The 10,101-nt window shown below is 67.2% G+C and carries 8 protein-coding genes; 5 read left to right on the plus strand and 3 right to left on the minus strand.

The features are described 5' to 3' along the window. From KDH83_RS19395 to KDH83_RS19405, 3 genes are all read right to left on the minus strand, one after another. On the minus strand, nt 1-1,625 hold a 1,625-nt coding region (locus KDH83_RS19395; protein ID WP_249205212.1), incomplete at its 3' end, for an ABC transporter transmembrane domain-containing protein. Then, nucleotides 1,600-1,812 (minus strand): hypothetical protein, encoded by a 213-nt coding sequence (locus tag KDH83_RS19400; RefSeq protein WP_212318883.1) that lies wholly within the window; start codon nt 1,810-1,812, stop codon nt 1,600-1,602. The genes KDH83_RS19400 and KDH83_RS19395, both read right to left, overlap by 26 nt. A 25-nt stretch (nt 1,813-1,837) precedes the next feature. Next, a complete protein-coding gene (locus tag KDH83_RS19405) occupies nt 1,838-3,364 on the minus strand; it encodes a TolC family outer membrane protein (protein ID WP_212318885.1) in 1,527 nt (508 codons plus the stop codon). 554 nt (nt 3,365-3,918) lie between these two features. On the opposite strand from KDH83_RS19405, the gene leuC reads away from it, so the two are divergent. From leuC to KDH83_RS19430, 5 genes are all read left to right on the plus strand, one after another. Beyond that, entirely contained in the window at nt 3,919-5,322 is a 1,404-nt protein-coding gene (gene leuC, locus KDH83_RS19410; RefSeq protein ID WP_212318887.1) for a 3-isopropylmalate dehydratase large subunit, read from the plus strand. A 25-nt stretch (nt 5,323-5,347) separates the two neighbouring features. Continuing rightward, nucleotides 5,348-5,998, plus strand: a complete 651-nt coding sequence (gene leuD / locus KDH83_RS19415; RefSeq protein ID WP_212318889.1) for a 3-isopropylmalate dehydratase small subunit — start codon at nt 5,348-5,350, stop codon at nt 5,996-5,998. 32 nt (nt 5,999-6,030) lie between these two features. Continuing rightward, nucleotides 6,031-7,107: a 3-isopropylmalate dehydrogenase gene (gene leuB / locus KDH83_RS19420; RefSeq protein ID WP_212318891.1), complete on the plus strand. Its 1,077-nt coding sequence runs from the start codon at nt 6,031-6,033 to the stop codon at nt 7,105-7,107. A gap of 311 nt (nt 7,108-7,418) precedes the next feature. Continuing rightward, entirely contained in the window at nt 7,419-8,549 is a 1,131-nt protein-coding gene (gene asd / locus KDH83_RS19425; RefSeq protein WP_103275262.1) for an aspartate-semialdehyde dehydrogenase, read from the plus strand. Between the two features lie 286 nt (nt 8,550-8,835). Beyond that, on the plus strand, nt 8,836-10,101 hold a 1,266-nt coding region (locus KDH83_RS19430), incomplete at its 3' end, for a FimV/HubP family polar landmark protein (protein ID WP_249205213.1).

A 10,101-nucleotide genomic window follows, 5' to 3' on the forward strand; every position in this document is an offset into this window, starting at 1 on the left:
GGCTTGTACAGCGCCAGCGCCAGCTTTTCCAGCGTGGTCTTGCCTGAGCCGATGCGGCCGATGATGCCGACCTTTTCGCCCGGCTTGATCTTGAACGACACCTTCTTCAGCGCCGGCTGCGAGCTGCCGGGGTAGGCGAAGGTGACGTCGCGGAATTCCAGCGCGCCATGGAAGACCGGGCGGTGCAGGAACTCGGCCTCGGCGGGGCGTTCGATCGGCAGCTTCATATAGTTGTCGATCGAGGCCAGCGAGGTGCGCGCGTTCTGGTACTGCATCAGCAGCCCGGCGACCTGGCCCAGCGGCGCCAGGCAGCGGCCGGCGATCATGGACGCGGCGATGATGCCGCCCATGGAAATCGCGGATTCCTGGGCCTGGTACACGCCGATCACCACCACGGAAATCGACACCAGCTGTTGCACCGCCGCCACGAAACCCACCGTGGACGAGGAGATCAGCTTGAGCTTGCCGCCGGTCTGGGCGATGAACTCGGTGGCGCGTTCCCAGTTGCGCTGGATCGAACCCTGCGCGTTCAGCGTCTTGACCGCTTCCAGGCCGGTCAGCGCCTCGACCAGGGTGGCGTTGCGCTGCGACGAAGCCTGGAACGAGGCCATGGTCAGCGCTTCCATGCGGGCCTGGGCGGCCAGCGACACCAGCAGGATCAGCACGATGGCGACCAGCGGCGGCAGCACCATCCACGGCGAGATCCAGACCAGCGCCAGCAGGAACAGCAGGATGAAGGGCAGGTCCACCAATGTGGTGATGGTGGCCGAGGCGATGAAGTCGCGGATGGACTCGAACGAGCGCAGATTGGCCGCGAAGGAGCCCACCGACACCGGCCGGCCCTCCATGCGCAGGTCCAGCACGCGTTCCATGATCTGCGCCGACAGGCGCACGTCCACGCGCTTGCTGGCGCTGTCCACCACGTGCGAGCGCGCGGTGCTCAGGATCATGTTGAAGACGACCACCAGGGTGATGCCCAGGGCCAGCACCCAGAGCGTCTCGACGGCGTTGTTGGGCACCACGCGGTCATAGACGTTCATGGTGAACAGCGGCATCGCCATGGCGAAGATGTTGATCAGCAGCGCGGCGATCAGCGCGTCGCGGTACAGCCGCCGGTTTTCCATGATGGCGGCCCAGAACCAATGGCGCTCGCGCACCTTGGCGACTTCGGGCGCGCGGGCGTCGAAGCGGAACTGCGGCCGCACGAAGCACACCAGGCCGGTGTATTGCAGCGCCAGTTCCTCGGGGCTCATTTCCACCGAGCTGCCGCCCAGTTCAGGATGGCTGACCAGGTACTGGCCGCCTTCCTTCTTGAGCAGCAGGCAGGCGCGCTCGCCCTGCAACAGCAGGATGGCGGGCAGCAGGTCCTGGGGGATCTCGTCCAGCTCGCGCTTGACCACGCGCGCGGACAGCTGCGCGCGCGCGGCGGCGCGCGGCAGCAGGGCCGGGGTCAGACGGTGGGCTTCCAGCGGCAGGCCGGCGGACAGGGCCTGGGCCGTGGTTGCGACGCCATGCAGCCGGGTGATTTCCACCAGGCAGTCCAGCAGCGGATCATCGTGGGCGGCGCGGGCGTCGGCGCGCCATTCACGGGAGGCCTTCTCAGATAACTTGTCCATCTTCGTCATCCAGCAGGTCCAGATGCTCCGCGAGACGCGCGCAATGTTGCTTGCGTTGCGTCAATTTTTGTTGTGCCTGCACAGGCAAGTCGGTCAGGCGCAAGGTGCCATTGGCGATCAAAGCGTCGATCAGGTCTTCCAGGACGCGGACGAAGTCCGCGTCCAGTTGTGAGAAACCGTGGTTCTCAGTGGCCATGTGGCCTCCCTTGCCCAGGCCGCAATTACGGCCTGGCTTGCGGCGCGCGCCGGGCGCCGTCGGCGCCGGAAGCGTTGACCGGCACCAACGTCGGCGGCAGCGTGCCTTCGTTGTATTGCACGCGCACGGGAGCCAGGCGGGCAGCATCGGGAACCGTCGAATTGCACTGCTTGATCACTTCGTCGGACACCACCAGCTTGCCGTTTTCCTCGGGCATCTCGTTGCGCGCGGGCTGCAGCGACAGCGCCGGCAACAGCGCATGCGACAGCGCCAGCCAGCGGTACTGCGCAAGCTTGAGGTCATATTGCGCGTTGGTCAATGCGCGGCGCGATTCGAACAGCTCGTTCTCGGTGTTCAGCAGGTCCAGCAGGGTGCGCTGGCCGATCTGGAATTGCTGGCGATAGGCGTCGCGGACCTTGGCGGTGGCGATTTCGTGGTCGCGCAGGAACGGCATGCGCTGGTTCAGGCTGGTGATGTTGTTCCAGGCCACGGCCAGATCCTGCTGCACGTTGCGGCAGGTGTAGTCGCGGATGTCGCGGGCGGCATAGGACTGCGCGGACGTCTGGCGCACGCGGGCCGAGTCGGCGCCGCCGCGGTACAGGTTATACGACATCATCAGCTGGACGCTGGTGCTGTTGATGCGGCGGTTTTCCGGGGTCGGATCATTCTGGTTGCGGCCGGTGGAGGCCACGAACTCGAACTTCGGCGAAAACGCGCCCTTGGCCGAGGCGATGCCGGCTTCGGCGGCCTGCAGGCCGGCCTGCTTGGACAGGAAGCTGGGGTTGCGGCGCAGCGAGTCGTTGAAGTCGCCCGGCTTGGCGGGCAGCTTGGCGTCGACGTCGGGCACCGGCTGCAGCGTTTCGGGGGGCAGGGCGCCGGTCACGCGCTGGAAGCGCTGCTGCACGTCCAGCAGGTTGGCGGTTTCCGTCATGAGGTTGGTCTGCGCCAGGGCCAGGCGGCCGCCGGCCTGTTCCAGGTCCACGCGACGGCCCACGCCCGATTCGGCGCGCTGGCCGATCTGCTTGAGCGTTTCCTCGTGCAGCGAATAGTTCTGGCGCGCCAGCAGCTCCATGTCGCGGTAGCGCTGCAGGTCGATATAGGCCTGGGTGGCGGCCAGCGCGGTGGCGTCGCTGGTGGCCAGCACGTCATAGAAGCGGGCCAGCTTGTCGAAACCGGCCTGCTTGACGTCATTGCTGGTGCGGAAGCCGTCGAAAATCAGCTGGCGCAGTTCCAGGTTGTAGCCCGGGCGGCTCCACTGTTGGGAACCCACGCCCGGCACGTTGTTGCGGTATTCACGGCCGACATAGCCTTGGGCGTTGACCTGTGGGAAGAACGCGGCGCGCGCCACCGACTGGCCTTCGAGCGAAGACTGGAAGTCGTGGTACTTGGCCTGGATTTCCGGGTTGCTGAGCAGGGTCTGTTCAATGACCTGATTCAGGGTGGTGCCTTCAGCCGCGGCGGGGCCTGTGCCGGTAGCGGGTTGCGCGAATGCTGCGGGAGCGAACGCGAGGGTGATGACGAGAGTCGTGCGCTTGAGCAAGAACGTAGCCATGATGATTATTCGCGAGTCGAGTTGGGTTTAGATGGCCGACATAATGTATGTAAATGTCAAAAGAGACGATTAAAGATTTGTTAATTCGTAAACGATAATCGCCGGCCGTCTGGTGCTTTTGTCGCGCAACATCGATGAAAACGGTCGAACTTGCACGATTCTTCCCTTTGATGACAGGTTTTATTCTTAAAAATGCGTTTTGTTTCGCATTATTTCGAATCGCCTTTCAAAAGGGAAAGCAAGTTTATAGCGTTTTGCTAATTCTGTATCAAATTAGTTTAAATTGACGAAGATATGTGATTATTTGTCGGGATTTGATGCTTGCGGCGGATGCGCGTTCGCGCTTGCCGCGAACACTGAGGGTGGGGGAGCCGACGCCCGGCGACCCGGGCGGACATGGGCATCATGGTAGTGTTAATACTAGGATAACTACTGTAGTTGTACTAGGTTCAGCGCCTGTGCATAATTCCCTCATGCCGCAGCGGCCGACACGGGCAAGCCAGTCTTGATCCCGCGCCGGCACAAGACGGACCGTCCATCAGCCGAGCGCATCCATGGCCCAAACCCTTTACGACAAACTCTGGGACGCCCACATCGTCCATCAGGAATCAGACGGCACCTGTCTGCTCTATATCGATCGCCACCTGCTGCACGAAGTCACCAGCCCGCAGGCGTTCGAAGGCCTGGCCATCGCCGGGCGCAAGCCCTGGCGCACCGGCGCCAACCTGGCCGTCGCCGATCACAACGTGCCTACGCTGAACCGTGCCCAGGGCATCGACGACCCGGTTTCCAAGCTGCAGGTGGACACGCTGGACGCCAACTGCGACAAATACGGCATCACCGAATTCCGCATGAACGACCTGCGCCAGGGCATCGTGCACGTGATCGGACCGGAGCAGGGCGCCACGCTGCCCGGCATGACCGTGGTCTGTGGCGACTCGCACACCAGCACGCACGGCGCGCTGGGCGCGCTGGCCTTCGGCATCGGCACGTCCGAGGTCGAGCACGTGCTGGCGACGCAGACGCTGCTCATGAAGAAAGCCAAGAGCATGCTGATCAAGGTCGAGGGCGAGCTGCCCTTCGGCTGTACGGCCAAGGACGTGGTGCTGCACATCATCGGCATCATCGGCACGGCCGGCGGCACCGGCCATGCCATCGAATTCGCCGGCAGCGCCATCCGCGCGCTGTCCGTGGAAGGCCGCATGACCGTCTGCAACATGGCCATCGAGGCCGGCGCCCGCTCGGGGATGGTGGCGGTTGACGACAAGACCGTCGATTACTTCCGCGGCCGTCCCTTCGCGCCCAATGGCGTGCTGTGGGACCAGGCCGTCAAGTACTGGCGCACCCTGCACACCGACGCGGGCGCGAAGTTCGACACCGTGGTCGAGGTCGACGCGCGCGACATCAAGCCGCAGGTCACCTGGGGCACCTCGCCCGAGATGGTGCTGCCGGTGGATTCCCGCGTGCCGGATCCCGACCGCGAAAAGGACGACGTGCGCCGCAGCGGCATGGAGCGCGCGCTGGAATACATGGGCCTGAAGCCCAACACCCCGCTGACCGATATCCGCGTGGACCGCGTGTTCATCGGCTCCTGCACCAACTCCCGCATCGAGGACCTGCGCGCCGCCGCGGCGGTCGCGCGCGGCAAGCGCGTGGCGTCGAACGTGCGTCAGGCCATGGTGGTGCCGGGTTCGGGCCTGGTCAAGCAGCAGGCCGAGCGCGAAGGGCTGGACAAGATCTTCATCGAGGCCGGCTTCGAATGGCGCGAGCCCGGCTGTTCGATGTGCCTGGCCATGAACGCCGACCGGCTGGAGCCGGGCGAGCGCTGCGCCTCCACGTCCAACCGCAACTTCGAAGGCCGCCAGGGCCAGGGCGGCCGCACGCACCTGGTCAGCCCGGCCATGGCCGCCGCCGCCGCCGTGGCCGGCCACTTCGTCGACGTCCGCTCGTTCCGCTGAGCGCCCCGCACCGAGATCCGACATCATGCAAGCATTCACCACACACGAAGGCCTGGTGGCTCCGCTCGACCGCGAAAACGTCGACACGGACCTCATCATCCCCAAGCAGTTCCTCAAGTCCATCAAGCGCACGGGCTTCGGCCCCAACCTGTTCGACGAACTGCGCTACCTGGACCACGGCGAGCCGGGCATGGACAACAGCAAGCGTCCGCTGAACCCCGACTTCGTGCTGAACCAGCCACGCTATCAGGGCGCGTCCGTGCTGCTGGCGCGCAAGAACTTCGGCTGCGGCTCGAGCCGCGAGCACGCGCCCTGGGCGCTGACGCAGTACGGCTTTCGCGCCATCATCGCGCCGTCCTACGCCGACATCTTCTTCAACAACAGCTTCAAGAACGGCCTGCTGCCCATCGTGCTGTCCGAGTTGGAAGTCGCGCGCCTGTTCGACGAAGTGAAGGCCTTCCCCGGCTACAAGCTCAACATCGACCTGGACCGCCAGGTGGTGGTGGCGGCCGACGGCCGCGCCATGAAGTTCGACATCGAGCCGTTCCGCAAGTACTGCCTGCTCAACGGCTTCGACGACATCGGCCTGACCCTGCGCCACGCCGACAAGATCCGCGCCTTCGAGGCCGAGCGCCTGGCGCGCCATCCCTGGCTCGAAAGCCGTCCGATCGCCTGAATTTCCATACCGACCACTGGATCCCTAACCACATGACCCACAACATCGCAGTCCTGCCGGGCGACGGCATCGGCCCCGAAATCGTCGAGCAGGCCGTCCGCGTGCTCAAGGCGCTGGACGTGCCCTTCGACATCAAGCAGGCCCCGGTCGGTGGCGCCGCCTTCGACGCGTTCGAGCATCCGCTGCCGCCCGCCACGCTCAACCTGGCCAAGGAATCGCACGCCGTGCTGTTCGGCGCCGTGGGCGACTGGAAGTACGACAGCCTGCCGCGCGAATTCCGCCCCGAGCAGGCCATCCTGGGCCTGCGCAAGGCGCTGGGCCTGTTCGCCAACCTGCGTCCCGCCATCCTGTATCCGGAACTGGCCAGCGCCTCGTCGCTCAAGCCCGAGATCGTGTCCGGCCTGGACATCCTCATCATCCGCGAGCTGACCGGCGACATCTATTTCGGCACGCCGCGCGGCGTGCGCGCCTCGCCTGACGGCGCCTTCACCGGCGAGCGCGAGGGCTTCGACACCATGCGCTACGCCGAATCCGAAGTGCGCCGCATCGCGCGCATCGGTTTCGAATCCGCCCGCAAGCGCGGCAAGAAGCTGTGCAGCGTGGACAAGGCCAACGTGCTCGAGACCTCGCAGTTCTGGCGCGACCAGGTGATCGAGGTGGCGCGCGAGTACCCGGACGTGGAGCTGTCGCACATGTACGTGGACAACGCCGCCATGCAGCTGGTGCGCAACCCGCGCCAGTTCGACGTCATCGTCACCGGCAACCTGTTCGGCGACATCCTGTCGGACGAGGCCGCCATGCTGACGGGCTCCATCGGCATGCTGCCCTCGGCCTCGCTGAACGCGGGCGGGCAGGGCCTGTACGAACCCAGCCACGGCTCCGCGCCGGACATCGCCGGCCAGGGTATCGCCAATCCGCTGGCGACCATCCTGTCGGCCGCCATGATGCTGCGCTATTCGCTGAACCTGGCGCCGCAGGCCGACCGCATCGAGGCCGCCGTGCGCCGCGTGCTGGCCGACGGCCTGCGCACCGCCGACATCTACGAAGCCGGCACCACCAAGGTCGGCACCGCGGGCATGGGCGACGCCGTGCTCAAGGCGCTGGCCTGATGCGCGGGCAAGCAGCGCCTTCCCGGCGCGGCTTGCCGTGCTTTCAGGGGCCTCGGGATGCCTGCCCCGGCCGCCGCCCGGCGGCGCCGGCGCGCGGGAAATCTTGCGGCCCCGTTTTCCGTCCCGCCGCTGCGCGGCCCGATGAAAACGTGCCGCAGGCGCCGGTGGGCAGGCCGGCCGCGTGGCGCGCCGGCCACTATTCAAGCTGCGCCGCAACATATCCCCGTGCATTCTGATAAATTGTCAGGAGTTGCACGTCTTTTCCCCTCCCCGGACTACGGACTAGTCTCCACCTTTATAGAGCGATTGAAATGAAGCAAGCAGTAGGCCTTGTCGGCTGGCGCGGTATGGTCGGCTCGGTGCTCATGCAGCGCATGCGCGACGAGAACGACTTCGCACTGATCGAACCGGTGTTTTTCTCCACCAGCAACGCTGGCGGCGCCGCGCCCACTTGGGCCGATGGCGCGGGCCCGCTGCAGAACGCCTACGACATCGACGCTCTCAAAAAACTGCCCATCATCATTACCGCGCAGGGTGGCGACTACACCTCCGAGATCTACCCGAAGCTGCGCGGCGCGGGCTGGAACGGCATCTGGATCGACGCCGCCAGCACCCTGCGCATGGCCGATGACGCCATCATCGTGCTGGACCCGGTCAACCGCCCGGTCATCGACGCGGCGCTCAAGCGCGGCGTGCGCAACTTCATCGGCGGCAACTGCACGGTCAGCTGCATGCTGATGGGCCTGGCCGGCCTGTTCAACAACGACCTGGTCGAGTGGATGACCACCATGACCTACCAGGCGGCCTCGGGCGGCGGCGCGCAGCACATGCGCGAACTGCTGACCCAGTTCGGCGAGATCAACCAGGCGGTCAAGCCGCTGCTGGATGATCCCGCGTCCGCCATCCTGGAAATCGACCGCGGCGTGCTGGCCAAGCAGCAGGATCCGGCGCTGCCCCACGAGCACTTCGGCGTGCCGCTGGGCGGCAACCTGATTCCCTGGATCGACAAGGATCTGGGCAACGGCATGTCCAAGGAAGAGTGGAAGGGCGAGGTCGAGACCAACAAGATCCTGGGTCGCGGCGCCGCCTTCGGCACGCCCGCCACCCCGATCGACGGCCTGTGCGTGCGCATCGGCGCCATGCGCTGCCACAGCCAGGCGCTGACCATCAAGCTCAAGCGCGACCTGCCGATCGACGAGATCGAATCGCTGATCGCCCAGGGCACGCAGTGGGCCAAGGTCGTTCCCAACACCAAGGAAGACACCGTCCGCGCGCTGACCCCGGTGGCCGTGACCGGCACGCTGGACATCCCGGTGGGCCGCCTGCGCAAGCTGTCGATGGGCCCGCAGTACCTGGGCGCCTTCACCGTGGGCGACCAGCTGCTGTGGGGCGCCGCCGAGCCGCTGCGCCGCATGCTGCGCATCGCGCTGGCCGAAGCCTGATCCCGGTCCGCGCGTCGCGCCGCAAGCGCGGCGCGGCCCGGCCGCCAGGCCGCGATACAAGGGCACCTGCGGGTGCCCTTGTCGCATGCGCGCCGCGCGCAGCCCTGCAAAGCCCCGCCGGGCCAGCGCCGCCGCGCCTTTCAGGTTTGTGAAACGCGCAGCATCCATTACACTTTTCCGATGTATTGAGGCCGGTTCTCACTGCTGTGCCGGGAACGGGCGCATGTCCGCCATTCGATCGCAAGTACGGAATTCCAAGCTTATGACCCAGCGTTCGCGCCAAGTGATGCAAGCCCGCCGTCTCAAAGCCCTGCAATGGGCGGTAGCGCTGGCCCTGGGCACGAGCGTCTGCGGGTCTGCGTACGCGATGCGCGTGGGCCATTCGCGCGTGGTGTCGGTGCCGGGCGCACCGCTGCAGGCCGTGGTCGGGCTGCAGGAACTGACGCCCGACGAGATCGCATCGCTGCGCGTGTCGGTGGCCGACGAGGCCGCCTGGCAGCGCGCCGGCCTGAAGCCGCCGGTGCCCCTGGCCGACCTGGTGGTGGGCGTCGAGAACGGCATGGACTCCTCGCGCAAGAACCTGCGGGTTCGTTCGAGCCAGGCGCCAGCCAGCGGCGCGGTCGATCTGCTGCTGGACATCAGTTCCAGCGCCGGCCAGCGCCAGGTCCAGGTCAGCATCCTGGTGCCGTTGCGCGGCTCGGGCGCCGATGCCACGCCGGCTTCCGTCGGCGGCAAGGCGCGCGCGGGCGCCAACGCCGGCGGCGCCGCGCTCAACGTCAAGCCGGGCGACACGCTCTACGCCATCGCGCAGCGCAACGCGGTGCCCGGCGCCTCCATCTACCAGATGCTGGTGGCCCTGTGGCGCGCCAATCCGCAGGCCTTCATCCAGAGCAACATGAATCTGCTCAAGGCCGGGCAGAAACTCTCCATTCCCGACGCCGACGCCGTGCGCGCGATCGATCCGGCCGAGGCGCGTCGGATCTTCAACGAGCATGCCGAAGCCTTCGCCAAGTACCGCTCGCGCCTGGGCGCGGCCGCGGGCGCCAATCCCACCGTGGTCAAGGGGCAGAGCGCGGCGTCCGGCACCGTCAGCCGTTCCGGCGATACGGGCGCAGCGTCCGCCGCGTCCACCCAGGACCGCCTGCGCCTGTCCAACGGACAGGACGGCGGCCAGGCGCAAGCCGACGCCCAGGGCGATGCCAAGGCGTCCGCCGGACACGCGATGGCCGATGCGCAGGCGCGGGTGAATACGTTGCAGGGCAACGTGGACGCGTTGAACAAGGCGGTGGGAGAGCAAGGCGCGGCAGGACAGGCCGGTGCGACGGGCGCTGGCGGCGCAGCAGGATCGGCGGGGGGTGGCGGCGGCGCGGGGGCGGCCGGGTCGGCGGGGGGGGGCCGGCCCGCCGGGGGGGCGGGGGGCGGCGGGGGGGGGGGGGGGTGGGGGGCGGGGGGGGCGGGGGGGGGCGCGGGGGGCGCCCCCCCCGGGGGGGGGGGTGGGGGGCGCCCGGGCGGCCGGGCGCCGCGGGGCCCGCCGGCGGGGGCGGGGGGGCGG

Source organism: Achromobacter sp. Marseille-Q0513 (assembly GCF_018195695.1).
GTDB lineage: Bacteria > Pseudomonadota > Gammaproteobacteria > Burkholderiales > Burkholderiaceae_B > Achromobacter.